We start from the raw sequence: 24016 nt of genomic DNA on the forward strand, positions 1-24016 counted from the left end.
GAGCGCCGCGCGGCGCGTCAGACCTGCGCGTCAGACGTGCGCGTCAGACGTGGTCGCGCCAGGAGTGCTGCGGCTCGAACCCCAGCAGCCGGCGGGCCTTGTCGATGCTCAGCAGCGTCTCGTGCTCGCCGAGGTCCCCGCGCACCTCCACGCCCGGGTACACCTCGGCCATCAGCTCCGCCGAGGAGCGGCTCATCACGGTGTCGGCGTTGGCGACGATGAACACCTCCACACCGGGGCCGGTGCGCTGCAGCGAGCGGCGCACGGCCTGGGCGCCGTCGCGGGCGTCGATGTAACCCCACAGGTTCCACTTGCGCAGGTGCGGGTCGGCGTCGAAGGACGGGAACTGCGCGTAGTCCTCCACGTGCATGACGTTGGAGAACCGCAGGCCCGTCATCGTCAGCTGCGGCTCCCAGCGGCAGAAGTGGTGCGCCATCTCCTCCTCCAGCGCCTTGACGAGGGAGTAGGTGGACTCCGGGCGCACCCGGTACTCCTCGTCCAGCGGCGCGTACGGCGGGTCGGCGGCGTCGAACGGCAACCCCAGCAGGGTCTCGCTGGAGGCCCACACCACGTTGCGGACCCCGGCGGCGCGGGCGGCGTCGAACACGTTCCACGTCGCGGCGGAGTTGTTGCGGAACGTCGCGGAGTTGCTCACCAGGCCGGGGGCGGGGACCGCCGCCAGGTGCACGACGGCGTCGAGGGGGCCGCCGCGCTCGTCGGTGCGGCCGGCGAGGGCCTCGACGACCTGCCCGTGGTCGGTCAGGTCGATGCGCAGGAACTGCGCGTCGTCACCGGCGCGCAGCGTCGGCGGGCGCACCTGGTCCAGCGCGAGCACCGACCAGCCGTTCTCCAGCAGGTCGCGCAGCACGACCTGACCCAGCTTGCCGGCGGCGCCGGTCAGTGCGACGCGGGGCTGATCGGTGGGCATCGTCGTCCTCCAGGGGTGTGGGTCAGCTCTCCGCGATGACGCGGAGGGCTTGCGTGTCGACGCCGAGGACGGCGCGCTCGTCGGGCTTGCCGGGCAGGACGCTCTCCACGTAGGAGTGCACGGCCTCGTCCAGGCCGACGTCGCGGCCGGCTCGCTCGGACAGGTACCAGCGGTGCTCGAGGACCTCGTGGAACAGTTCGGGACCCTCGAGCTTGCCGCGCATCTCGCGGGGCACGGCGCGCTGCACGGGCTCGAAGACCTCCGCCATCCAGTCGTGCGCCACGATCTCCTCGTCCTCGTTCTGCCGGTCGGTGGCGGCCATGTAGGAGTCGAGGTCGTTGAGCAGGCGGCGCGCCTGGTTCTCCTCGGCGTCCAGGCCCGTCAGGCGCAGCAGGCGCCGGGAGTGGTGGCCGGCGTCGACGACCTTCGGCTCGATGCGCACGGTGGTGCCGTCGATGTCGGTGGTGATGGCGAGCTCACCGACGTCGAAGCCGAGGTCGTTCAGGCGCCGGATGCGGGCCTCGACGCGCCAGCGCTCCCCGCGCTCGAAGGACTCCGGCTCGGTCAGCTCGGACCACAGGGCGCGGTAGCGGGAGATGATGCGGTCGGAGATGGCCAGGACCTCGTCCATCTCCACCTCCAGGGCTCCGCTGGCGACGACGTCCATGAGCTCACCGGCGATGTTGGTGCGCGCCACGTCGAGGTCGTACTCGCGCTGCCCGGTGGACAGCTCGTCGTAGAGCTCACCGGTCTCGGCGTCCACGAGGTAGGCGGCGAAGGCGCCCGCGTCGCGGCGGAACAGCGTGTTCGACAGGGAGACGTCGCCCCAGTAGAAACCGGTGATGTGCAGCTTCACCAGCAGCACGGCCAGGGCGTCCACGGCGCGCTTGGCGGTGCTCGGCCGCAGCGTCTGGCTGTACAGGGCGCGGTAGGGCAGGGAGTACTGCAGGTGCCGGGTGACGAGCACCGAGTTCAGGGGTTCGCCGTCGTGGCCGACGCGGCCGGTGATGACGGCGACGGGCAGGACCGAGGGCACCTCGAGCCGGTTGAGCATGCGCAGCATCCGGTACTCGCGGTGCGCGATCTCCGCGTTGGTCTCCTTCACGGCGAGCACGCGGTTGCCCAGCTTCACGAACCGCACGACGTGCCGGGAGATGCCCCGGGGCAGCGCCGCGAGGTGCTCGTCGGGCCACTCCTCCAGCGGGACGTCCCACGGCAGGTCCAGCAGGTCGGGGTAGGGCCGAGCCGCGGTGATCTGCAGCGAGGTGGTGGTGGGCGCGCTCACGCCGGCCATCCTCTCTCACGCGGTGCCGGGACGTCTCGTCCCCGCACGCGGGGACGGGCCGCCACCCCCGCGCGGGGGTGGCGGCCCGTCCGTGGTCGCTGGGGGTCAGGCGCCCAGGCGCTCGCCGGAGTGCTGGTCGAACAGGTGCACGTGGCCCGACTTGGGCGTGAAGTGCACCGTGGAGCCCTTCTCCGGGGGACGGCGGCCGTCGACGCGGGCGATGACCTGGTGGTCCTCCTTGCCCGGCTGGGCGAGGGAGCCGTAGATGTACGCGTCCGCGCCCAGCTCCTCGACGACGTCGACGCGCACCGGCAGGCCGCGGTCGGAGAGCTCCAGGTCCTCCGGGCGCACGCCCAGGGTGAGCTTGTCGCCGGTGCCGGCCAGCGCGGTGCGCTCCACCGGGTGCACGGAGTCGCCCAGGCGCACGCCGCCGTCGGTGACGTCCAGGGTGAGCAGGTTCATGGCCGGGGAGCCGATGAACCCGGCCACGAACACGTTGTTCGGGTGGTCGTACATGCGCCGGGGGGTGTCGACCTGCTGCAGGATGCCGTCCTTGAGGACCGCCACGCGGTCGCCCATCGTCATGGCCTCGACCTGGTCGTGGGTGACGTAGACGGTGGTGACGGCCAGGCGCCGCTGCAGCGAGGCGATCTGGGTGCGGGTCTGCACGCGCAGCTTGGCGTCGAGGTTCGACAGCGGCTCGTCCATGAGGAAGACCTGCGGCTGGCGCACGATGGCGCGGCCCATGGCCACGCGCTGGCGCTGACCGCCCGAGAGGGCCTTGGGCTTGCGGGTCAGGTACGGCTCGAGGTCGAGGATCTTGGCCGCCTCCTGCACGCGGCGCTTGATCTCGTCCTTGGGGGTGCCGGCGATCTTCAGGGCGAAGCCCATGTTGTCGGCGACCGTCATGTGGGGGTACAGCGCGTAGTTCTGGAACACCATCGCGATGTCGCGGTCCTTCGGGGGGACCGTGGTGACGTCGCGGTCGCCGATGAGGATGCGACCGCCGTTGACGTCCTCCAGGCCGGCGAGCATGCGCAGCGAGGTGGACTTGCCGCAGCCGGAGGGGCCGACCAGCACGAGGAACTCGCCGTCCTCGACGTGCAGGTCGAGCGCGTCCACAGCGGGCCTGTCGCCGCCGGGGTAGATGCGGGTCGCCTTGTCGAACGTGACCGTGGCCATCGTCTCAGTCCTTCCACCGGCAGGTACGTGCCGGACGATCCGTAGTGGAACGGACCCGGTCGCTGCTGCTCCCGGGCGGTGTGCAGTTGTGGCCGGTGCGGCGGGGGGCCCTGCGGGCCGACGGGCCCGGGGGAGTCACCCGCGACTCCGACCGCCGCGGCGCCGTCGCTCACGTGGTCGCGGCGTCGCGGTGCCCCGGATACTGCCCCACGTCCCCGCGAGGGGCAAGGACTGTGAGCAGGGACACACCCGAACGGCCCGGCCGCCCGCCCGGGCGGGATGCCGGGCGGCCCGCACGGTGTTCAAGGACGTGGACGCCGCGGCGTCCGGGGGACAGCCGGTGCCCCTGTCACGGGCTCCCCCAGCCCTGGAGGACACTCGTCACCGTGGACCTGGAAGAGACCAAGCTGCCCGGCGTGGGGCTGCGGCACGACTTCACCACCGCGCGCGGCCGCCGCATCGGCGTGATCTCCACGCGCGGCGGTGAGCGCGAGCTGCTCGTCTACTCGCAGGACGACCCCGACGCCTGCCACTCCGTGGTGGACCTCGACGCGGACGAGGCCGAGGTCCTGGCCGAGCTGCTCGGCCAGCCGCGCGTCGTCGAGCGCCTCGCCCGCCTGCGCGAGCAGATCGAGGGGCTGGCCACCGAGGGCGTCTACGTCGAGCCCGGTTCGCCCTACGAGGGCCGGACCCTGGCCGACGCCGCCATCCGCACCCGCACCGGCGCCTCCGTCGTGGCGCTCGTGCGCGACGGCGAGGTCATCCCCTCGCCCGTGCCGTCCCAGCGCTTCCAGGCGGGTGACAAGATCGTGGTCGTCGGCACCCAGGAGGGCGTGCGCGCCACCGCCGAGGTGCTGGCGAAGGGCTGACGCAGGACGGGCCGCAGGGCCCTCGGACACGGGAAGGCGGCTGGTCGGGGAGTGCACGCCGCGGCCCTGCTCATCGAGCTCGGCGCGATCATCGTGGGTCTCGGCATCGTCGGGCGCCTCGCGGGGCGCCTGGGCATCTCGCCCGTGCCGCTGTACCTGCTGGCGGGCCTGGCGTTCGGGGCGGGCGGGGTCGTCCCGCTCAACGCCCCCGAGGAGTTCCTGGAAGCGGCCTCGCAGATCGGCGTCGTCATGCTCCTGCTCCTCCTGGGGCTGGAGTACTCCGCCGACGACCTGCTGGGCAACCTCAAGCGCCAGGCGCCGGTGGGCGTCCTGGACCTCGTCCTCAACGGCCTGCCCGGGGCGGTGACCGGCCTGCTGCTGGGCTACGGGGCCGTCGGGGCGCTGGCGTTGTTCGGCATCACGGCCGTCAGCTCCTCCGGCATCGTCGCCAAGGTGCTCACCGACACCGGCCGCCTGGGCAACCGCGAGACCCCCAGCGTGCTGGGCATCCTCGTGCTGGAGGACCTCGGCATGGCCGTCTACCTGCCGGTGCTGACCGCGGTGCTCGCCGCCTCGGGGGTCTGGCAGGCCACCGGCTCGGTCCTCATCGCCCTGGCGTGCCTGGCCGTGGCGCTGTTCGTGGCCCTGCGGTGGGGCTCGCACGTGTCCCGGTTCGTCTCCGCCGGCAGCGCCGAGGTGACGCTGCTGCGGGTGCTGGGCCTGGCGCTGCTGGTCGCCGGCCTCGCCGAGGCGGTGCACGTGTCCGCCGCCGTCGGCGCGTTCCTGCTGGGCATCAGCCTGTCCAGCGACCTCGAGGAGGAGGCGCACCGCTCCCTGGAGCCGCTGCGCGACCTGTTCGCCGCGGTCTTCTTCGTCTCCTTCGGGCTCACCACCGACCCGACCAGCCTGCCGCCGGTGCTGCTGCCCGCCCTGGCCCTCGTCGTCCTCGGCGTCGTCACCAAGCTCGTCACCGGCTGGGTCGCCGCCCGCCGCATCGGCATCGCGGTGCCCGGGCGCATCCGCGCGGGCGCCGCCCTGATCCCCCGCGGGGAGTTCTCCATCGTCATCGCCGGCCTGGCCACGGCCGCCGGGCTGGACCCGCAACTGGCGGCGCTGGCCGCCGCCTACGTGCTCGCCATGGCGGTGCTGGGGCCGGTCCTGGCGCGCTACGCGGACCCCTTCGGGCGCTGGTGGGTGCGCAGGCAGCGCGAGCGGGCGGCGGCCGTGACCGTCCGCTGAGCCCGCCGCCGGGCTCAGCGAGCGCGCAGGTCCGCCAGCCGCGCCAGCAGCACCGCCACGTCCTGCGGCGAGCCCACCCGCCAAGCCGCCGCGGTGTCGCCGTCACCGACCTTCACCGTCAGGTCGCCGGACGCGGGGGACAGCACGGCGAAGGCGTCCTCGTCGGTGACGTCGTCCCCGGCGAACAGGACCGCCTCCACGGGTGCCCCGCCGGCCGACAACCGCTCGCGCAGGCGCCGCAGACCGGCGCCCTTGCCCAGCTCCACGGCCCCCAGCTCCACGACCTCCTTGCCGCGCATGGGGTGCACGCCCGGCAGCGCGCCGGGCCCGGCCAGCGCCCGCTCGGTGACCTCCGCGGCCACGTCGCGCGCGGCGCGGCGGGTGTGCAGCACCGCCGACATCGGCTTGCGCTCCACGTGCACGCCCTCGCGGCCGGCCGCGAGGGCGTCCAGCTCCTCGACCAGGCGGGCCAGCAGCGCCGCCCGCTCCGGCGGCAGCGGCGCGGCGTCGCCGTCCAGGGAGGACTGGGTGCCGTGCCCGCCGACCAGCAGCACGCCGTCCGGCGGCTGCGCGCAGGCGCGCAGGTCGTCCAGCGCCCGGCCGGACACCAGCGCCACGTCCGTCGTGGCCACCAGGCGGGCCAGCGCCGCCGAGGACTCCGGCAGCGCCCGGGCCGCCGACGGCTCGTCCACGATGGGGGACAGCACGCCGTCGAAGTCCAGCGCCACCAGCACCCGCCCGCGCGCGGCGAAGTCCTCCAGGGCGCCTGCCAGCCCGGCCTCCAGAGCGTCGTCGCTCACGCCGACGCCTCCGCGCTCGCCGCGACCTCCGCAGCGGTCCCGCGCGGGTCGGGGGCGTGCTGGGCCAGCGCCTCGAGGAAGGACGCCGCCCACCGCTGCACGTCGTGGTCGCCCACGCGCCGGCGCAGGGCCCGCATCCGCCGGCCCGCCTCGCGCGGGGGCATCCGCAGCGCCCGCAGCACCGCGTCCTTCAGCCCGTCGATGTCGTGCGGGTTCACCATCAGGGCCTGCCCGCCCAGCTCGTCGGCGGCGCCGGTGAACTCGCTGAGCACCAGCACGCCGCGCTCGTCGTGGCGCGAGGCCACGTACTCCTTGGCCACGAGGTTCATGCCGTCGCGCAGGGCGGTGACGAGCATGACGTCGGCGGCCAGGTACAGCGCCGCCATCTCCTCGCGCCCGTAGGAGTGGTGCAGGTAGTGCACGGCGGTGTTCGCGATGGTCGAGTGGGTGCCGTTGATGCGACCGACGGTCACCTCCACGTCCTGGCGCAGCTGCACGTACTGCTCCACGCGCTCGCGGCTGGGGGTCGCGACCTGGACCAGCGAGGCCTCGGCGACGTCGACGCGCCCGTCGTCCAGCAGCTCCTCGAAGGCCTTCAACCGGTGCAGGATCCCCTTGGTGTAGTCCAGGCGGTCGATGCCCAGCAGCACGTGCTCCGGATCGCCCAGGTCGCGGCGGATCTCCGCGGCGCGCGCCTTGACGTCCTCGCGCTGGGCCAGCTCGTCCAGGGCGTGGAAGTCGATCGAGATGGGGAACGAGGCCGCCCGCACCTCGCGGCCGCCCTCGGCGTCCAGCCGGATGCGGCCGGCGCGCGCCGGCAGGTTGCTGGCCCGGCGGCAGGCGCGGGCGAAGTTGTTGGCGTCCGCGGCGCGCTGGAAACCCACCAGGTCCGCGCCGAGGAGACCGTCGATGATCGCCTTGCGCCAGGGCAGCTGGGCGAAGATCTCGAACGGGGGGAAGGGGATGTGGTTGAAGAACCCGATCTGCAGGTCGGGCCGGCGCCGGCGCAGCATGCGCGGCACCAGCTGCAGCTGGTAGTCCTGCACCCACACCGTGGCGCCCTGCGCGGCCTGCTCGGCGGCGGCCTCCGCGAACCGCTCGTTGACGCGCACGTAGGCCTCCCACCAGCTGCGGTGGTAGCCGGGGGCGACGATGACGTCGTGGTACAGCGGCCACAGGGTGCCGTTGGAGAAGCCCTCGTAGTACTCCTCGACCTCCTCCTCGGACAGGGGGATCGGCACGCACCGCACGCCCTCCGCGTCGAAGGGCTCGGGGGCGTCACCGGCGCTGCCGGCCCAGCCGACCCAGGCGCCGTCCTCGCGCTTCATGACGGGTTCGAGGGCCGTGACCAGACCGCCGGGGCTGCGCCGCCAGGACGTCGAGCCGTCGGGTTCCTCGACGCGGTCCACGGGGAGCCGGTTGGCCACCACCACCAGGTCGTAGTCACCGGGCATGGGGATGATCCTCCTCGGGGGTCGCTGCGGCCGACCCTACCCGCAAGGTCACGGACGGACCCGTCCACGATCCGTCCACGAGCCCCGCACGGGGCGTTCGCGCGGCCTCCACGAGCCGTGCCGGGGGTGGTGACGGGGCCCGACCGGGGTGTCGCAGGGCCTCGGCCGGCAGCGGCGCCTGCCGTACCGTGGGGACGTGGTCACCCCCTTCCCGCGCTCCCCGGACGCGGCGCCGGTGCGCCCCGGGGGCATGCCCGAGGACCACCGCCCCGACGGCACCCGGGAGCACGCCGGGGACGGCGCCGGGTGGGAGGGCCGCGGTCCCCGTGCCGCGGGCGCCGCCCCGTCGGCCGACCCGCGCACACCGGTCACCGGCTGGCGGCCCGCCGCCCCCGCCCCGCACACCCCCGCCCCGGGCGACCGGCTCGGCGGGTACCGCCTGGACCGGGTGGTCGGGGAGGGCGGCATGGGCGTGGTGTGGCTGGCGCTGGACGCCGAGCACCGCGCCGTCGCGCTGAAGGTCCTCAAGCCGCACATCGCCGCCGACCCCGACGCCCGGGCCCGCCTGGCCCGCGAGGTCCAGACGCTGGAGCGGGTGCGCTCGCCCCGCGTCGCCGAGGTCATCAGCGCCGACGTGGACTCCCCCTGGCCGCACCTGGTGACGCGCTACGTGCCCGGCCCCTCCCTGGAGGCCGTGGTCGCCTCGCGCGGGCCGCTGCGCGGCGGGCGCCTGCGCGACCTGGGCCACGGCCTGGCCGAGGCGCTGCGGGCCATCCACGCCGCCGGGGTCGTGCACCGCGACCTCAAGCCCAGCAACGTGCTGGTGCTGGACGGCGCCCCCGTCGTCATCGACTTCGGCATCGCGCACGTCGCCGACGACGTGCGGCTGACCTCCACGGGCCTGGTCATGGGCACTCCCGGGTACCTGTCGCCGGAGGTCGTGGCCGGCGGGCGGGTGTCGACCGCGACCGACTGGTGGGGCTGGGCCGCCACCGTCGCCTACGCCGCCAGCGGCCGCCCGCCGTTCGGTTCCGGGCCCATGGAGGTCGTCCTGGACCGGGTGCGCCGCGCCGACGTGGACCTGACCGGGGTGCCCGCGGACCTGCGCGGGCCGCTGCTGGCCGCGCTCGCGGTGAACCCCGCGCACCGCCCCGACCCGGAGCAGCTGCTGCGCGCCCTGGACGGCGCCACCACGGGACCGCAGCCGGGCGCCGCCGGCCCGCCGGACCCGCCGGGAGCGGCCCGGACGAGCGCGGTGCCCGCGCCGGCGGGTCCGGCGTCGCGGCCGGTCTCGCGCTTCGACGCGCTCATCGGGCCGGACCCCACCGCACCGGAGACGACCGTGCTGCCCGCCGCGGCGCCGCCCGCGCCACCGGTCGTCCCGCAGCCGTCCTCGCCGTTCCCGCCGCAGCACCCCCCGCGGTACCCGGACCTGCCGGCGGACTCCACGCGCGTGCTGCCGCCGGTGGCGCCGCCCACCACCCCGGTGCCGCAGCCGCCGGTGCGTCCCGGGGTCCGGCAGGCGCCGCGGGGCTGGATCCCGGGGGTGCCCGGTCCGGGGCCCGCCCAGCCGCCGACCGGCCCGGGCGGGCCGTCGCCGGTCCCCGCCCCCTCGCCGCAGGGCCGGCCCGCCGGTCAGGAGCCGCCGCGGGGTGCCGGCGCCCGGACGGGCACGAACGGGCAGCCGGCGCGCCCGCAGCGCACCTGGACCCTCTTCGCGGGCCTGGTGGCCCTGGTCGGCGTCTTCGCCGTCGCCCCCACCGCGGGCGTGGTCGTCGCGTTCGCCGGCGGGGTGCTGGCGCGCACGGTGGACCGCGCCTCCTCGGCGCTGTTCCGCCGCCGCTGGGAGGCCGGGCCCCGCTCCACGGACGCGCTCGCGGTGACGGCCGGCGCCCCGTGGCACCTGCTGCGGGCGGCCGTCTCGACCGCCTTCGCCTCGGTGGTGCCGCTGCTGGTCGGACTCAGCGTGGTCTTCATCGGCGGCGCCGTGGCCGGCTGGCCGGTGGGCGCCGAACCGGGGTCCCCGCGGCTGCTCGCCCTCGGCGGGCTGGCGGGCACCCTCGTGGCGTGGTTCGGGCCGGGCAGCCGTTCGCTGCAGCGGGGGGCGCGCACCGCGGTGCGCTCGTGCCTGCGCGGCGAGCGCGAGACGGGCGTCGCGATCGGCGTGCTGCTGCTCGTCGCCCTGGCCGCCACCGTCATGGTGCTGCAGGGCGGGTCCCCGGACTGGCGCCCGCTGTCGCAGTCGCCGTTCGACTGGCTCCAGTAGCCGGCCCGCGGGGGCGCGGCCCGCGCTCTCAGCCCAGCGGCGGGGTGCTCTCGCGCAGCAGCACCCGGCCCCGCACGTGCTCCACGCGCCGCTGCGCGGCGGGTTCCTCCACCAGGTCGAAGGCTCGCCCGCCGATCTCCGCCAGCGGCAGCTGCACCGTCGTCAGCGCCGGGCTGACGTCGCGCAGGGTGGGGATGTCGTCGAAGCCGGCCACCGCCACGTCCCCGGGGACGTCCAGCCCGGCGTCGCGCACCGCCGCCATCGCCCCGACCGCCATGACGTCGTTGGCGGCCAGCACGCACGGCGGCCGCCCGCCCGTGCGCGCCAGCCCGCCGGCCAGCACCTCGCTCATCGCCCCGTACGCCCCGTCGCGGGTGAAGGCGCACTCCAGGTCCAGCACGGGCGGCAGGCCGTGCGCGGCCAGCGCGTCGCGGAAACCGGCGCTGCGCTCCACCGCGGTGGACACCTGGCGCGGGCCCGCGAGCACCACGAACTCCCGGTAGCCCAGGCCCACCAGTTCCTCGGCCAGCCGGCGCGCGTCCTCGCGGTTGTCGATGAGCACGGTGTCCACGCCCAGCACGTCCTGGGTGACGGCCGCGACCCGGCCACCGCCGGCGCGGAACGCGTTGAGCTCCTCGCGAAGCGCCAGCGTGGAGGCGTCGTCCTGCCACCGGCTGCCCGCGAGCAGCACCGCGCGCACCCGCTGGCGCCGCAGCGCCGTGACGTGGGCGACCTCGGTGGCCGCCGAGGCGCCCGTCACCGCGAGCGTCACGATGACGTCGGAGGGGGCGGCGCGCTCCATCACCCCGGCCGCGATCGTCGAGAAGTACGGGTCGGCGATGTCGTGCACCACCAGGCCCACGATGTTCGAGCGGCCCCGCGCCATCGCCTGCGCCTGCGCGTTGGGGGAGTAGTCCAGCTGCGCCGCCGCGGAGAGGACCTTCTCGCGCAGCGCCTCGCCGACCACCCGAGTGCTGCCGTTGAGCACGCGCGAGGCCGTGGCCAGCGAAACCCCGGCTTCGCGGGCGACGTCGTGCAGCGTCACCACGCCGGAGGCGGGAGCGCGGCGCGCGCGGCGCCTGACGACCCGGTCGGTGCTCGGCGTGGCCTGCTGCTCCTGCGACACGGCACCCATCCTGCCGTGCCCGGGACCGTCAGAGGAGGTCCGCGTACCGCTCCGGGTGTCGCCGGACGTGCAGGCGCACGAAGGAACACGCCGGGACCACCCGCAGCCCGCGCTCGCGCACGTCCCGCAGCGCGGCGTCGACGAGGGCGCCGGCCAGCCCCTCGTCCTGGTGCTCGGGCACCACCTCGGTGTGCACGAACGCCAGCACCGTGCCCCGGTCGGTGTCCTGCGGCACGTAGTCGGCCAGCGCCACCAGTTCGCCGTCCAGGCGGCCCTCGTAGCGGTGGGCCGGCTCGTCGTGGGTGACGACGAGGCGGGCGGCGGGGTCCTTCGCGGGAGTGCTCACGGGCGGGGGAACGCCCCGGGGGCTGACGGGCTTCCCCGGCGCGGGTAGCGTCGTGTCCAGCCGGATCCTTACAACGTTGGAGGAAGCTGTGTCCGCACCCGTTCCCGTGAGCGCCGTCGTCGACCTGGACGTCACCGGCCCCACGATCAACCCCCACGTCTACGGGCACTTCGCCGAGCACCTGGGGCGGTGCGTCTACGAGGGCTTCTACGTCGGGGAGGACTCCGACATCCCCAACGAGGGGGGCATCCGCCTGGACGTCGTCGAGGCGCTGCGCGCCCTGGACATCCCCAACCTGCGCTGGCCCGGCGGCTGCTTCGCCGACGAGTACCACTGGATGAACGGCATCGGCCCCAAGGAGAGCCGGCCGCGCATGGTGAACACCCACTGGGGCGACGTGGAGGAGAACAACCACTTCGGCACCCACGAGTTCATGGCGCTGTGCGAGCTGCTGGGCACCGAGCCGTACGTCTCCGGCAACGTCGGCTCCGGCACCGTGCGGGAGATGAGCGAGTGGGTGGAGTACCTCACCCGCCGCGGCGACTCCCCGATGGCGCGGCTGCGCCGGGAGAACGGCCGCGAGGAGCCCTGGAAGGTCAAGTTCTGGGGCATCGGCAACGAGGCCTGGGGCTGCGGCGGCAACATGACCGCCGAGCAGTTCGCCGAGCAGGCCCGCACGTTCGCCACGTACTGCCGCGACCAGGACGACAACCGGCTGTACCGGATCGCCGCCGGCGCCAGCGACGACGACTACCGCTGGACCGAGGCGCTGATGAAGACCGTCAGCGGCCTGGGCGGCAAGGGCGTCGAGGAGCGCCACGGGCACGCGCCCATCCAGGCCGTCTCGTTCCACTACTACACGTGGACCGGGCCGTCGTGGGAGCACAAGGGCTCGGCGACGGAGTTCAGCACCGACGACTACTACCGCACCATGCTCAAGGCGCAGGGCATGGAGCGCGTCCTCGGCGGCCACGCGCGGGTCATGGACGCCTACGACCCGGACAAGCGGATCGGCCTCGTCTGCGACGAGTGGGGCACCTGGTTCGACGTGGCGCCCGGCACGAACCCGGGGTTCCTGTACCAGCAGAACACCCTGCGCGACGCGCTGGTCGCCGGCCTGCACTTCGACGTGTTCCACCGCTTCGCGGACCGCCTCGTCATGACGAACATCGCCCAGACCGTCAACGTGCTGCAGGCGGTGGTCCTCACCGACGGCGCCGACCTCGTCCTGACGCCGACGTACCACGTGTTCCGGATGAACCGCCGCCACCAGGGCGCCGCGTCGCTGGCCGTGCACCTGCACGAGGGCGCCCCCGTGCGCGACGTCGACGGCGAGCAGCTGCGCACCTTCTCCGCCTCCGCGTCCGTCCGCGACGACGTGGCCCTGCTGTCGCTGACGAACCTGGACACCGAGGCGCCCGTCACCCTCACGGTGGACCTGCGCGGGCGCACCGTCGGCGAGCCCACCGGTGAGGTCCTCACCGCCGCCGACCTGACCGCGCACAACGTGCCCGGGCAGGCCACGGCGGTCGAGCCGCGCGCCTTCGACGGCGTCCGCCTGGAGGGTTCGACCCTGACCGTGCAGCTGCCACCGCACTCGTTCGCGACGGTGCAGCTGCCGCTGGTGGGCTGAAACCCACCGCTCAGGCGCGGGCCAGCAGTTCTTCGACCTCGTCCCAGGAGGACACCACCGCGAACGCCCCGGCCTCGCGCAGGGCGCCGGTGCGGGCCTGCCGCTCCTGCTCGGGCACGAACTGCACGGTGCCGATGGTGCGCACCCCCGCGGCCACCGCGGACAGTGCCCCGTTGACGGAGTCCTCCACCGCCACGGCCTCGTCCGGGCTGATCCCCATGTCCTGCAGGGCGTGCGCGTACACCGCGGGGTCGGGCTTGCTCGTGGGCTCCGGCAGCGAGTCCTCGGCGCTGTAGCGGCGCCCGGCCTCGAAGAACCCGGCCAGGCCGGTGACGTCCAGGCAGGCGTCCAGGCGGGAGGTCGCGCTGGAGGTGACGGCGGCGAGCCCGAAACCCTGCGCCAGGCGGGTCAGCGGCTCACGCACCGCGGGGTCCTCGCGCAGCACCGTGCGCAGGTGCGCGGTGACGACGTCCTTCTCCTCGGTGACCCAGTCCTCCAGGTCGCCCGCGGCGAGGTCCCGGCCGTAGCCGCGGGCCAGTTCCTGCGCGGCGGCGCGGAAGTTCTTGCCGTTGGTCATGGACTGCAGCTCGGCGGGGGAGTAGGGGCGCTCGGCGCCCAGCTCCGCCAAGAACCGGTTCGTCACGTCCGCCGAGGCGGCGTACGCGGGTTCCTCCGACGGGAACAGCGTCCCGTCGGCGTCGCACAGCAGCGTGGTGATCCCCGTGGGGTCGAAGCCGGTGGAACGGTCGGTCACGCAGCGCCCTCCTCGTCGAGCGTCAGGTACAGCTGGATCACCTCTCGCGGTCCCTGTTCCTCCAGGGCCCGCAGCGCCACCTCCACGGAGGCGACGAAGTGCTCGTCGCGGGAGAGGCTGTCGAACACCGTGCTCTCGCTGAGCAGGACTTCGGGTTCCACGTCGCCCTCCCGGGCGAGGTCCCCGAGGCGCTCGGACAGCGGGCCCTCCACCGGGAAACGCTCGCCGGCGTAGTCGTACCCGCGCAGGAACCGCATCCAGCCCGCCACCGCGAGCACGAGGAGCTGGTGGGGCCGGTGCTGCTCCAGCGCGGCCCGCAGGGAGGGGAAGACGTAGTTCGGCATCTTGCTCGAGCCGCGCCGGCACAGCCGCAGGAGCTGGTCGCCCATCCGCGGGTTCGACAGCCGCTGCACGAGGGTGCGCTGGTACTCGGTCAGGTCGATGCCCGGTACCGGCGGCAGCAGCGGGGCGATCTCCTCGCCCATGAGGCGCACGAGGTACTCGCGGAAGACGTCGTCGGCCATGAGCTCGTCGATGGTGCGGAACCCGGCGAGGTGACCGAGGTAGCCGAGCGCGCAGTGGCTGGCGTTGAGCAGGCGCGTCTTCATCGTCTCGTACGGCACCACGTCGTCCACGAACTGCACCCCGACCTCCTCCAGCGGGGGGCGCCCGGCGCAGAAGGAGTCCTCCACGACCCACTGGGTGAACGGCTCGGTGATGACCGGCCAGCGGTCGTCCACCCCGGTGGAGGCGGCGATCGCGTCGCGCTCCTCGGGCGTCGTGGTCGGGGTGATGCGGTCGACCATCGAACTGGGGAAGGTGACGTTCTCCTCGATCCAGCCGGCGAGGTCGTCGCCCAGGCGCTCGTCGCGCAGCCGGGCGAAGGACAGCACGGCGGTGCGGGCGGCCGCCCCGTTGTGCTGCATGTTGTCGCAGGACAGCACGGTGAAGGGGCCGGTGCCGGCCTCGCGGCGGCGGGCCAGCGCACCGGTGAGCAGGCCGAAGACGGTGCCGGGGCGCTCGGGGTCCTCCAGGTCGGCGCGCACGGCGTCGTCGTCGGCGTCGAACTCGCCGCTGTGCGGGTCGATCCGGTAACCGGTGCCGGTGATCGTCAGCGTCACCACGCGGGTGCGCGCGTCGGCCAGGACGTCCAGCACCGCACCGGGGTCGTCCGCGGTCAGCAGGTAGCGGGTCAGCACCCCCACCACGCGGGCGCTCTCCTGCTCGGCGCCCCGCTCGACGACCGTGTACAGCCGGTCCTGCGCCTCGAGCACCTCACCGATCTGCGGGCTGTGCATCCCCACGCCCACCAGACCCCAGTCGCGGTGGCCGCGGCGGGCCAGCTCGTCCAGGTACACGGCCTGGTGGGCCCGGTGGAAACCGCCGACACCGATGTGGACGACGGAGGGGACGAGCGCGGTGCGGTCGTACCCGGGGACGGAGACGGCGCTCGGGAGGTCGTGCAGGGTGCTGTCCGAGAGGGGGACGGCCCGGTCGGGACCGGGGGTGGGCGCGTCGGCCAACGTTGCTCCTCGCAGAAGGGTCCACGGTGCGGTGCCCGCGGGTTGGAGCACTCGTCCCGTACCCGCTCCGGGCGGACCCAAACCTGCGGCGCGCAGCGCCCGGGTGCGTCGCGCGCCGCCGAACGGGTACGTGGAAGCGGAGGGCGAGCACCGACCGCCCCACCGGCACCCGAGGAGCGATCCGTGTCCGAGAACACCGCCGACCCCACCGAGGCGCCGTCGCGCCCCGAGCCGGAGGTCGAGGAGGCCTTCGACCGGCTCGTCAGCGAGGGCCGCGACCGGCTGGCGCGCCCGCTGCTGCCGCTGGTGAGCACCGGGTTCCTCGGTGGCCTCGACGTCGGCACCGGCGTCCTGGCGTACCTGCTGGTGCTGCACGCCACCGGCAGCCACCTGCTGGCGGGGCTGGCGTTCTCGATCGGCTTCGTGGCCCTGCTGCTGGCGCGCAGCGAGCTGTTCACCGAGGACTTCCTCGTGCCCGTCACGGCCGTCGTGGCCCGCGAGGGCAGCGTCCTGTCCCTGCTGCGGCTGTGGGCGGTGACGCTGGCCTTGAACCTCGTGGGCGGCTGGGTGATCACCTGGCTGATCGTGGGTGCCCTGCCGGACCTGCACGCCACCGTGGTGGAGTCCGGCACCCACTACGCCACCATGCCCATCGGTGTGAAGTCGTTCTGCCTCGCCGTCCTGGCCGGCGTGGTCATCACCCTCATGACCCGCATGCAGCACGCCACCGAGAGCACGGGGGTGCGGATCGTGCCCGCGATCCTGTTCGGCGCGCTGCTGGCCGGCGGGCAGCTCTTCCACTCCGTCCTGGACTCCCTGCTGGTGTTCGCCGCCATCCACGCCGACGCGCCCTTCGGGTACCTGGACTGGCTGCCCCGGCTGGGCTGGGCCGTGCTCGGCAACCTCGTCGGCGGGCTGCTCCTGGTCACCGCGGTGCGGCTGCTGCGGGTGCCGCACCGCGTCGCCGAGGCCCAGCACGAGGACTCCTGAGGCGACGGGTCCGCGCCGCTCGGTCGCACCGCCCGGCTCCCGGGCGGCACGCCGATCGGCGCGACCGGTGACGCACCCGGAACGCCTGGGGACCGCCGGTGGCGCTGGTGACGGCCCGGACGCTGTGGAGCCCCCGGTCGGAATCGAGCCGACGACCATCCGCTTACAAGGCGGGCGCTCTACCACTGAGCTACGGGGGCGGGTCTTGCGGTGTCCGAGTCTGCCACAGGGGCACGTCGGGAGTGCCTGTCCCGGCCTCGAGGACGGGTCGCGGGTCCGGGACCCTCAGTGGCGTTCGAGGATCTCCTGCATCCGCTCGATCTCCTGCCGCTGGGTCTGGACGATCTCCCGGCACAGCTGCTCGATCTCCGGGTCGGTGGTGTTCGACTCCTGGCAGACCAGGATCGCGCGGGAGTGGTGCGGGATCATGGACTTCAAGAACCGTTCGTCGCCGACGAGGGCCTGGGTGCGCCCGGAGGCGAAGGCCACGACGAACAGGGCCGCGAAGCCGGCGGTCAGGGCGATGTCGGCCTTCTTGTTCTTGAACATCGACCACATGACCACCAGCATCAGCACCGCCACGGGAGCGACCATGACCAGCGTCATGTAGCCGTTGGCGAAGTTGACGTAGAAGTGGTCCCACTGCCTGGTCTGGGCGAACGTCAGCAGGTACATCAGCACGAAGCTGATGGCGAGGGTGATCGCGAGCTTGCGGTAGCTGCCCTCCACGGCGGACTCCTTCGGCGGTGCGGGCGGTGCGGGCGGTGCGGGCGGTGCGGGTGGCGGCGGGGGGTCGGGGCGGCAGGCCGGCACCGCACCGGGCAGGGCGCCCGACGCGGTGCCGACCTGGCGCAGGTGAGGCGCAGGCCAGGTGCGGGTGAGCCGCTGCGGGTCCTGCTCAGCCCAGGGCGGCCGGCAGTTCGTCGCAAGCGGCCTCGCAGCGACGGCAGGCCTCGGCGCACGCCTGGACGATCGCGCGGGTGACGTCGGCGTCGTAGCCGGTGTGGCGCGAGAGGACCCGCCCGGTGGCCTCGCACTCGTCCGCGCAGTCCAGGTCGGTGCGGATGCACTCGGCCAGCTCGGCGACCACGTCCTCGCTCAGGCACGCGTCCGCGCAGGCGGTGCACGTCTGCGCACACTCGATGCAGGCGGCGAGCTTGTCGCGATCCACCCCGCCCAGGTCCTCGGGGTAGGTGTTGATCATGTCGCTGACGGTGCTCACGGTCTCCTCCGTTCCCAGGCCCTGCGTCGGCGGCTTGCACCGCCTGGTGAGCGCGGGCGCGGGCGCGGGCCCGGGTACCGGCGGTCGAGGACGTCGCACGGCTGACCGCGGTGCTCAGCCTGATCAGCGACCCGACCCGGGCGCGGGTGCTGTACGCGCTGGACCTGGTCGAGGAGCTGTGCGTCGGTGACATGGCCCTGGCGCTGGGCCTGGGCGAGGACGCCGTCGGCTACGCGCTGCGGGTGCTGCGCACCGCCGGGCTGATCACCCGGCGCAAGCAGGGCCGCGTCGTGTACTACCGCCTGGTCGAGGGCTTCCCGGAGCCGCTGCTGGAGCACTGCCTGCGCAGCCCGGCCGTCCTGGCCGAGGTCAGCGGCGGCGAGGACGACTGACCGCCCATCCCACCCCCGTCCTGTCCCGGTCCTCGTCGTCGTCCTCGTGCCCGTCCTCGTGCCCGTCCTCACGACGGGATCGCGGTGAAGCTCACCCCGCCGTCGCGGAAGTCGTGCACGCCCTCGTCGGTGACCACCAGCACACGTGTCGTGCCGTCGGGCTGCAGGTCGGCGCCCACCGCCTGCGGTGCTCCCGCGACCTGCCCTCGCGTGCTCCACGTCGCGCCGGCGTCGGTGCTCAGCGCCACCGTCCCGTCCGGGCCGACCCCTGCGACGGTGGCGCCGCCGGCCCAGTCCACCAGCTGCAGCAGCGGTGCGTCCCGGAGCACCGACCAGGTGCCGCCGGCGTCGCTGGAGCGGGCCGGACCGGCCTCGCTGGTGGCGAGCAGCACCGCGCCGTCGGGGGAGGCGGCCAGGGCGTACGGCTCGACGGGGGCGTCCAGGACGCTCCACGTCGTCCCGTCCGGGCTCGAACGCAAGGTGCCGTCGAAGCCGACGACGCCGCCGGCGGAGGCGGTCAGGGCGTGGAAGTCCGACTCGCCCTGCCGCGACAGCGCCTGCCAGGTGCGCCCGCCGTCGGTGGACTCGATCAGGCCCACCGGCTCGGGCAGCTGCACACCGGGACCGGGGTGGCCCGAGGCGTAGAAGTGGTCCGCGCCGGCGATGCTGAAGCCCATCAGGTCGATGACCGGCCCCACCCGCACCGGACCGGACTCCTCGTAGCGGAACAACCCGTCGTGGGTGGCCAGGTGCACCCGGCCGTCGGCGGGGTTGACGGCCACGCCGTGCACGTGAGCACTGGGCAAGGCAGTAGCGGCGGTGGCGCGCCCACCGTCACCGTGTTCGCTGTCGCTGCGCTCAGAGTTGCCGCCGTGGTGCTGCACGGCCCCGGGTTCGGCACCGGCGCAGCCGGCCAGCAGGACCGTGGCGCTGAGCGTGGCGGTGCGCAGCAGGAACCGGCTTCGCCTGCGGGGGTGTGCAGTCATCAATCCTTTTCGGCTCGCGGTACCCCGACCTGGCTCAGTGCCGCGACGGCACCGGCGGGTCGGGCTGGGATGAGGCGGGCAGCACCGGACCCGGCACCACCGGGACCGGTGTCGCCGGGACCGGTGGTGCCGGGTCGTGCGCTGGTGCTGCCCAGTGCCGCCTGGTGCTGCCTAGTGGTGGTAGGCGTGGACCACGGCGTGGCCCTTGCCGCGGGAGATCATCCACCGGTTGATCGGCGTGGTGATCACGAAGGCCAGGGCCAGGGCTCCGGCCAGGGAGGCCCAGAAGATCCAGCTGGCGACGCCGGAGTGCATGGCGCCGGGGATGGCCAGCATGGCGGTGTTGTCGATGATCTCCATGACGGCGATGGAGACGGTGTCGGCGGCCAGGGCGACCTTCAGCGCGGTGCGGGGGTCCACACCGGCCTTCAGCACGCCCCGCATGGTCAGCGCGTAGCCGAAGACGAAGGCCAGAGCGACCGCGAGGGCGATCGTGGCCACCGTGCTCCAGCCCAGCGCGGTGCCGATGACCATGCCCAGGACCTCGCCGATGGCGCAGCCGGTCAGGCAGTGCAGCGTGGCTTGGGCGGCCATCGCCCACGACGTCGCACCACGCGCCGACCCGTGCGCCGAGTCGTGCCCGGCGTGGGTCTCGTGCCCGCTGTGGTCCTCGTGGTCGGTGTGGGCCTCCTGACCGGCGCCGGTGTGGTGGACGCTGAGGCCGTCTGCCCGCTCGTGCTGGGCGGCCGGCGAGCCGGTGGTGTGCGCGCTGGTGTGGTCGTGGGACATCACAGCCTCCTCAAGGGCGTCGAGACGGTGGCGAGAACCAGCGGTGGACGTCGGTGGTGGACGTCGGTGGTGAGCGTCAGCGGGGCGGAGCAGCCAGTGCGTAGCCGGCGTCGTCGACGGCGGCGGCCACGGTCGCCTGCTGCAGCGCGGCGGTTGCGGTGATGGTCACCGTCGAGGTGCCGCCGGCGACGAGGACGACCTCGACGGCGGTGACACCGGGCAAGGCGCTGAGCTCTTCGCGCACGGTACCGACGCAGTGCCCGCACGTCATGCCGATGACGCCGTAGGTCGCGCTCAGCGTGCGGGTTCCGGTTTCCTGGCTGGTGACCTGGGTGGCGGTGGCCGCACTGTCGGTGGCCGGGCCGGCGGTCTTGTCGGCTGCGTCACGGGCCGGGGAGCAGCAGGCGCACCCGGTGCTGGTCCGGACGAGGCCGTCGGTGAGGGTGATGTCCTGGATCACGGCTTCTCCTCGGAAGTGGTGCGGGGTGGGCTTCCCCCGCGTCAAGCGAGTACCCCCCCGGGGTATTCCGGGGCGGGCGCGTCCCGCCGGGCGTGCGCGAGGATGTCCCGGGCGAGGTGCTGCGGTTCCCGCACCGGTGGACGGCGATCGAGGGAGCATGGTGACGCGGACGGGCGCCACGGGCGGGACGACGTTCCTGCTGGCACGGCACGGGGCCACGGCCCACACGGCGCAGGGCCGCCTGAGCGGCTGCGCGGGCGAGAACCCGCCGCTGTCCGAGACGGGCCGCGAGCAGGCCCGGCAGCTGGCGGCCGCGCTGCGCGACACGGGCGGCGCCGACGTCCTGGCGTGCAGCCCGGTGCTGCGGGCGCGGCAGACCGCCGAGGAGGTCGCCGCCGCCCTGGGGCTGGCGCTGCGGGTGGAGGAGGACCTGCGGGAGATCGACTTCGGCGAATGGGAGGGCCGCACCCCCGCCGAGGTGGACCGCGAGCACCCGGGCGCGCAGGCCGCGTGGCGCCGGCAGAGCACCGAGCCCGTCCCTGGAGGGGAGTCCCTGGAGCAGGTCGGCGACCGGGTGGCGCGCGTGCGCGAGCGCCTCGCCGCCGAGCACCCCGGCGGGAGGGTCCTGCTGGTCAGCCACATGTACCCCGTCAAGCTCACCGTCGTGGACGCCCTGGCGGTGCCGCGGGTGGTGATGCACCGGATGCACGTGGACCCCACGGGCGTCAGCGAGGTGCGGGCCCTACCGGCGGGGGACCCGCGCGGGCCGTGGCAGGTGCTGCGGCACAACGACTCCGCGCACCTGCGCAGCGTCCCCGCCTGACGGCCCCGACCCGGTCGCCCGCCCGCTGCGCAGCCCCGCGCCCAGCCGGGCCAGCGCCGGGCCGGGGTCGCGCAGCGAGGCGACGCTGTGCTGCGCGCCGGGCGCGGCGGCCAGGGTGGCGGCCAGGTCGCGCGCCAGGCCCCCGCGGCGCTCGGCCACCGCGCGGCGCACGTCGGCGGTGCCCCACTGGTACCGAACCGCCGGCCGGGCCCGCACCGGCCGTGGCGACCGGCCCAGGGCGACGTCGCCCCACGCGGCGGGCAGGTTCGCGCCGGCCGCCACCGCCAGCGACAGCGAGCCGTAGAAGCGGGCGTTGAGGTCGATGAGGCGGGCGGTGCCGTCGGCGTCGCGCACGTACTGCAGCTCGGCCAGGCCGAGGAGGTCCAGGGACGCCAGCAGCGCCTGCGCCCGCGCCGCCAGTTCCTCGTCCACGTCCACGGTGACGGCGCGGGCGCTGGCCCCCGCCCCCGGCGGCCAGATCCGCTCGGCGCGCTGCATCGACTCCGCGACCACGCCGCCGGGTCCGCGCACGGCGGCGTACGCGATCAGGGTGCCCGGGTGCAGGACCTGCACCTGCGCCTGCGCGCCCAGGGTGTGGATCTCCTCGACCCGCCGGACCACGGCCGTGCGGCCGGTGACGACGGTGGTGTCGATGCGCGGCGGGGACCCGGCCACGTCCGGGTTCGCGTGCCGGTCGGCCTTGACGATGCAGGCGGTGCGCTCGTCGGGCACGTCCTCGGCCTCCAGCACGTCCGGCACGGCGATGCCCACGGCGCTCGCGGCCCGCGACAGCTCCGTCTTGTCCACCGCGCGCAGCAGCTGCTCGTGGGGGCCGTGCGGCACGACGGCGCCCGCGGCGGCCACGACGTCGCGGGCGGCCGACAGGGCTACCACCTCCGCCTCCCCGGCGCCGAACACGACGTCGTAGCGGCCGGTGCGCACCGCCCCGGCCACGGCCCGCACGAAGGCGGGGGCGGGGTGCAGGCCGGGCAGGCGGTGGTGGGCGCGGCACGCGCGGGAGGAGGCGGCCAGCCCGTCGCGGGGACCGGTGGGCGTGGCCACGCCCACGGTCCAGCCCGCGGCGTCCAGCGCCCGCGCGGCGGCCAGCGCCCCCCGGCTCCAGCCCTGTTCCACGATGAGCGCTCGCACCCGCCCGGCCCTCCCGTCCGCCCGCGGCCACCCGTGCGGCGGCTCCCGGCGCCAGCATGTCGGGCGGGCGCGGCGCGGGCGATCCGGGACCCCGTCGCGCCCGCCCGGGTCAGGCGCGGGCGGCTGCGCGGGCGGCGTCGTAGGGGGCGAGGAACCCGCACATGCCCAGCGCGGTGGGGTCCGGGCGCTCCAGGCGCGTGACCGTGCCGTCGGCCAGGTGCGATCCGTCGCCGCGCTCCAGGGCGTCGATCTGCTCGCCGGTGCGCCGGGCGACCTGCGCCGCACCGGCCAGCCAGCGCTCGCGGAACCGCTCGGTGCTGGGCCGCACGATCGTGGCCGCCGCGGCGTGGAACTCCGCCAGCGCGGTGCCGTCCCCTTCGCGGGTGCGGCGCAGGAGCTCGGTGAAACCCGCCACCGCCAGGTCGCGGCGCGCCCGCGCCCGCTCGGGGGAGGGGGAGCCGTCCGGGCCGAGCACCGAGGCCGCCCGCCGGTACGTCTCGGCGTCGCGCAGGTGCTCGGGCGGGAACGTCATGACGGCGTCCCCGGCCTCGGGCAGGCCGGAGTTCTGCATCACCACGACGACCCTGAGGTCCTGGACGTTCACGGCGCGGTGGATCGTGCCCGGGGTGAACCAGACGACGTCACCGGCGGCCAGCGGGTGCTCGTCGTACCCGGAGGTGGTGAGGGTGTGCAGCTCACCGCGTCCGCTGAGGACGACGTACGCCTCCGAGCAGGTGGTGTGCAGGTGCGGGGAACCGCCGTGCAGGTCGTCGGAGGTCTCCCACGGGTAGACGGTCAGCTCCGACAGGCCGACCGCTCCGGGGAACTCCGGGACCGCGCCGGCTGCGCTCACCGGGTCGCGTCCAGCGCGTTCGCGGCGGCGACGGCCTCGATCTCGTCCCGGTCCCAGACCCGGTCGCCCACCACGACGCGGTGCCGCAGCCGCAGCGACTCCCCGTCGGCGAGGACGACCTCGTCGGAGAACGCGAACGACGGGGCGATGGCCGGGAAGGGGTTGTGCCGCACGAACCAGTGCAGCGGCACCGACGGGTTCGAGGTGGTCGACGCCGAACCGGCCAGGACGAGCAGCGTGCCGCCGCCGTCGACCTCGTCGTGCGCGGCGGAGTACGCCAGCCACGGGCTGGAGGTGCCCATGGCGTCCTCACCGGTGCGGTCCGGGGTGGTGATGTCGCCGCCGGTCCAGCCGCGCGGACCGCGCCAGAAGAACCCCGTGTAACCGGCGGCGGGGCGGCCGTGCGTGGTGGGGCTGCCCAGCTCCAGCGGCTCGCCGCGCGTGTTGGTGATCTCCGTGCTGAAGTCCAGGGTCCACGTGCCGCGGTCGGTGTCCACGGAGCCGAACGAGTGCGTGCGCACCTCGCGCGCCCACTCCTGCTCCGTGGAGGCGATCCACGTCAGCCGCTCGGTGAACGTGACGGCCTCCCCGGTGGCCTCCACGGCGTCGAAGGCGTCGTGGCGCATCCGCCCGACGTTGTCGAGGGGGACGTACCCCTCGCCGTGCACGTAGGTCCCGCCGCCCCAGAAGTTCTGCCCCGACACGTGCGAGGCGGTCATCTGCAGGCCCTTGTGCCAGCGGTGGTCGTTCGGGCGGTACGCGGTGACGACGGCGCCGTCGAGGGTGCGCAGCGGGTGCAGGTACGGCTTGCGGGACTCGTTCGCGGCGAAGTCGCCGTCGTGGACGTAGGTGGCGATGTCCACGTCGCCGGCGCGGACGACGAGGCGCCCGGGCGTGGTGTCGTCGAGCGCGAGCGCCGTCGTCGCGGTGGTGGTGGTGCTCATCGG

The 24016-nt window shown here is 74.7% G+C and carries 24 protein-coding genes and 1 tRNA gene; 7 read left to right on the forward strand and 18 right to left on the reverse strand.

What is annotated here, in order from left to right:
- Nucleotides 1-43: 43 nt before the first annotated feature.
- The 3 genes from ACRYR9_RS11315 to ACRYR9_RS11325 all read right to left on the reverse strand — a co-directional run bounded on the left by ACRYR9_RS11315 (nucleotide 44) and on the right by ACRYR9_RS11325 (nucleotide 3395).
- Nucleotides 44-928 carry an NAD-dependent epimerase/dehydratase family protein gene (locus ACRYR9_RS11315; protein ID WP_432497431.1) on the reverse strand — a complete coding sequence of 295 codons (885 nt, stop codon included), beginning with the start codon at nucleotides 926-928 and terminating at the stop codon, nucleotides 44-46.
- Nucleotides 929-950: 22 nt separating this feature from the next.
- Nucleotides 951-2213, reverse strand: a complete 1263-nt coding sequence (locus ACRYR9_RS11320) for a DUF4032 domain-containing protein (protein WP_432497428.1) — start codon at nucleotides 2211-2213, stop codon at nucleotides 951-953.
- Nucleotides 2214-2318: 105 nt separating this feature from the next.
- Complete coding sequence (locus ACRYR9_RS11325; RefSeq protein ID WP_432497426.1) at nucleotides 2319-3395, reverse strand: ABC transporter ATP-binding protein; 1077 nt, start codon at nucleotides 3393-3395, stop codon at nucleotides 2319-2321.
- 386 nt (nucleotides 3396-3781) lie between these two features.
- Here ACRYR9_RS11325 and ACRYR9_RS11330 point away from each other — a divergent pair, with 386 nt between their 5' ends.
- Nucleotides 3782-4264, forward strand: coding sequence for a cation:proton antiporter regulatory subunit (locus tag ACRYR9_RS11330; RefSeq protein ID WP_432497423.1), 483 nt, complete (start codon nucleotides 3782-3784; stop codon nucleotides 4262-4264).
- Between the two features lie 51 nt (nucleotides 4265-4315).
- Nucleotides 4316-5503 (forward strand): cation:proton antiporter, encoded by a 1188-nt coding sequence (locus tag ACRYR9_RS11335; protein WP_432497421.1) that lies wholly within the window; start codon nucleotides 4316-4318, stop codon nucleotides 5501-5503.
- A 14-nt stretch (nucleotides 5504-5517) separates the two neighbouring features.
- Here ACRYR9_RS11335 and otsB read toward each other — a convergent pair whose 3' ends face one another.
- On the reverse strand, nucleotides 5518-6303 hold the full coding sequence (gene otsB, locus ACRYR9_RS11340; protein WP_432497418.1) for a trehalose-phosphatase: 786 nt from the start codon (nucleotides 6301-6303) through the stop codon (nucleotides 5518-5520).
- A complete protein-coding gene (locus tag ACRYR9_RS11345; protein ID WP_432497416.1) occupies nucleotides 6300-7757 on the reverse strand; it encodes an alpha,alpha-trehalose-phosphate synthase (UDP-forming) in 1458 nt (485 codons plus the stop codon). The genes otsB and ACRYR9_RS11345 overlap by 4 nt, the downstream gene beginning before the upstream one ends.
- 196 nt (nucleotides 7758-7953) lie before the next feature.
- Between ACRYR9_RS11345 and ACRYR9_RS11350 the strand changes: the two genes are divergently transcribed.
- The gene (locus tag ACRYR9_RS11350) at nucleotides 7954-10023 is read left to right on the forward strand and encodes a protein kinase domain-containing protein (RefSeq protein ID WP_432497413.1); all 2070 of its coding nucleotides are present in this window, start codon (nucleotides 7954-7956) and stop codon (nucleotides 10021-10023) included.
- Nucleotides 10024-10051: 28 nt separating this feature from the next.
- Here the strand turns inward: ACRYR9_RS11350 and ACRYR9_RS11355 are convergent, their stop codons facing one another.
- Nucleotides 10052-11071: a LacI family DNA-binding transcriptional regulator gene (locus ACRYR9_RS11355; protein ID WP_432497436.1), complete on the reverse strand. Its 1020-nt coding sequence runs from the start codon at nucleotides 11069-11071 to the stop codon at nucleotides 10052-10054.
- 106 nt (nucleotides 11072-11177) lie between these two features.
- The gene (locus ACRYR9_RS11360; RefSeq protein WP_432497411.1) at nucleotides 11178-11495 is read right to left on the reverse strand and encodes a GNAT family N-acetyltransferase; all 318 of its coding nucleotides are present in this window, start codon (nucleotides 11493-11495) and stop codon (nucleotides 11178-11180) included.
- An 88-nt stretch (nucleotides 11496-11583) separates the two neighbouring features.
- On the opposite strand from ACRYR9_RS11360, the gene ACRYR9_RS11365 reads away from it, so the two are divergent.
- The gene (locus ACRYR9_RS11365; protein WP_432497409.1) at nucleotides 11584-13128 is read left to right on the forward strand and encodes an alpha-N-arabinofuranosidase; all 1545 of its coding nucleotides are present in this window, start codon (nucleotides 11584-11586) and stop codon (nucleotides 13126-13128) included.
- 10 nt (nucleotides 13129-13138) lie between these two features.
- Here the strand turns inward: ACRYR9_RS11365 and ACRYR9_RS11370 are convergent, their stop codons facing one another.
- Nucleotides 13139-13882, reverse strand: a complete 744-nt coding sequence (locus ACRYR9_RS11370; protein WP_432497407.1) for an HAD family hydrolase — start codon at nucleotides 13880-13882, stop codon at nucleotides 13139-13141.
- Complete coding sequence (locus ACRYR9_RS11375) at nucleotides 13879-15405, reverse strand: mannitol dehydrogenase family protein (protein ID WP_432497404.1); 1527 nt, start codon at nucleotides 15403-15405, stop codon at nucleotides 13879-13881. The genes ACRYR9_RS11370 and ACRYR9_RS11375 overlap by 4 nt, the downstream gene beginning before the upstream one ends.
- A 183-nt stretch (nucleotides 15406-15588) precedes the next feature.
- Here ACRYR9_RS11375 and ACRYR9_RS11380 point away from each other — a divergent pair, with 183 nt between their 5' ends.
- Entirely contained in the window at nucleotides 15589-16395 is an 807-nt protein-coding gene (locus ACRYR9_RS11380; protein WP_432497402.1) for a formate/nitrite transporter family protein, read from the forward strand.
- A gap of 125 nt (nucleotides 16396-16520) precedes the next feature.
- Here ACRYR9_RS11380 and ACRYR9_RS11385 read toward each other — a convergent pair.
- The 3 genes from ACRYR9_RS11385 to ACRYR9_RS11395 all read right to left on the reverse strand — a co-directional run bounded on the left by ACRYR9_RS11385 (nucleotide 16521) and on the right by ACRYR9_RS11395 (nucleotide 17599).
- Nucleotides 16521-16595, reverse strand: a tRNA-Thr gene (locus ACRYR9_RS11385).
- 85 nt (nucleotides 16596-16680) lie between these two features.
- Nucleotides 16681-17124: a DUF305 domain-containing protein gene (locus ACRYR9_RS11390; protein WP_432497400.1), complete on the reverse strand. Its 444-nt coding sequence runs from the start codon at nucleotides 17122-17124 to the stop codon at nucleotides 16681-16683.
- A 169-nt stretch (nucleotides 17125-17293) separates the two neighbouring features.
- Nucleotides 17294-17599 carry a four-helix bundle copper-binding protein gene (locus tag ACRYR9_RS11395; protein ID WP_432497434.1) on the reverse strand — a complete coding sequence of 102 codons (306 nt, stop codon included), beginning with the start codon at nucleotides 17597-17599 and terminating at the stop codon, nucleotides 17294-17296.
- 128 nt (nucleotides 17600-17727) lie between these two features.
- Here ACRYR9_RS11395 and ACRYR9_RS11400 point away from each other — a divergent pair, with 128 nt between their 5' ends.
- Nucleotides 17728-18009, forward strand: a complete 282-nt coding sequence (locus ACRYR9_RS11400) for an ArsR/SmtB family transcription factor (RefSeq protein ID WP_432497397.1) — start codon at nucleotides 17728-17730, stop codon at nucleotides 18007-18009.
- A 68-nt stretch (nucleotides 18010-18077) separates the two neighbouring features.
- Here the strand turns inward: ACRYR9_RS11400 and ACRYR9_RS11405 are convergent, their stop codons facing one another.
- The 3 genes from ACRYR9_RS11405 to ACRYR9_RS11415 all read right to left on the reverse strand — a co-directional run bounded on the left by ACRYR9_RS11405 (nucleotide 18078) and on the right by ACRYR9_RS11415 (nucleotide 20244).
- A complete protein-coding gene (locus tag ACRYR9_RS11405; RefSeq protein WP_432497395.1) occupies nucleotides 18078-18995 on the reverse strand; it encodes a F510_1955 family glycosylhydrolase in 918 nt (305 codons plus the stop codon).
- A gap of 171 nt (nucleotides 18996-19166) precedes the next feature.
- Nucleotides 19167-19784, reverse strand: coding sequence for a DUF4396 domain-containing protein (locus tag ACRYR9_RS11410; protein WP_432497392.1), 618 nt, complete (start codon nucleotides 19782-19784; stop codon nucleotides 19167-19169).
- Nucleotides 19785-19860: 76 nt separating this feature from the next.
- Entirely contained in the window at nucleotides 19861-20244 is a 384-nt protein-coding gene (locus ACRYR9_RS11415; protein ID WP_432497389.1) for a heavy-metal-associated domain-containing protein, read from the reverse strand.
- Nucleotides 20245-20401: 157 nt separating this feature from the next.
- Between ACRYR9_RS11415 and ACRYR9_RS11420 the strand changes: the two genes are divergently transcribed.
- Nucleotides 20402-21067 (forward strand): histidine phosphatase family protein, encoded by a 666-nt coding sequence (locus ACRYR9_RS11420; RefSeq protein ID WP_432497386.1) that lies wholly within the window; start codon nucleotides 20402-20404, stop codon nucleotides 21065-21067.
- Here ACRYR9_RS11420 and ACRYR9_RS11425 read toward each other — a convergent pair.
- The 3 genes from ACRYR9_RS11425 to ACRYR9_RS11435 form a co-directional block, all read right to left on the reverse strand.
- Nucleotides 20987-22216 (reverse strand): ATP-grasp domain-containing protein, encoded by a 1230-nt coding sequence (locus tag ACRYR9_RS11425; RefSeq protein WP_432540190.1) that lies wholly within the window; start codon nucleotides 22214-22216, stop codon nucleotides 20987-20989. The genes ACRYR9_RS11420 and ACRYR9_RS11425 overlap by 81 nt on opposite strands.
- A 109-nt stretch (nucleotides 22217-22325) precedes the next feature.
- Complete coding sequence (locus tag ACRYR9_RS11430) at nucleotides 22326-23069, reverse strand: cupin domain-containing protein (protein WP_432498072.1); 744 nt, start codon at nucleotides 23067-23069, stop codon at nucleotides 22326-22328.
- Nucleotides 23066-24013 (reverse strand): DUF6807 domain-containing protein, encoded by a 948-nt coding sequence (locus ACRYR9_RS11435; RefSeq protein WP_432498070.1) that lies wholly within the window; start codon nucleotides 24011-24013, stop codon nucleotides 23066-23068. The genes ACRYR9_RS11430 and ACRYR9_RS11435 overlap by 4 nt, the downstream gene beginning before the upstream one ends.
- Nucleotides 24014-24016 lie beyond the last annotated feature (3 nt).

This window comes from Kineococcus auxinigenes (assembly GCF_050871525.1).
In the GTDB taxonomy this organism is placed as follows: Bacteria; Actinomycetota; Actinomycetes; order Actinomycetales; family Kineococcaceae; genus Kineococcus.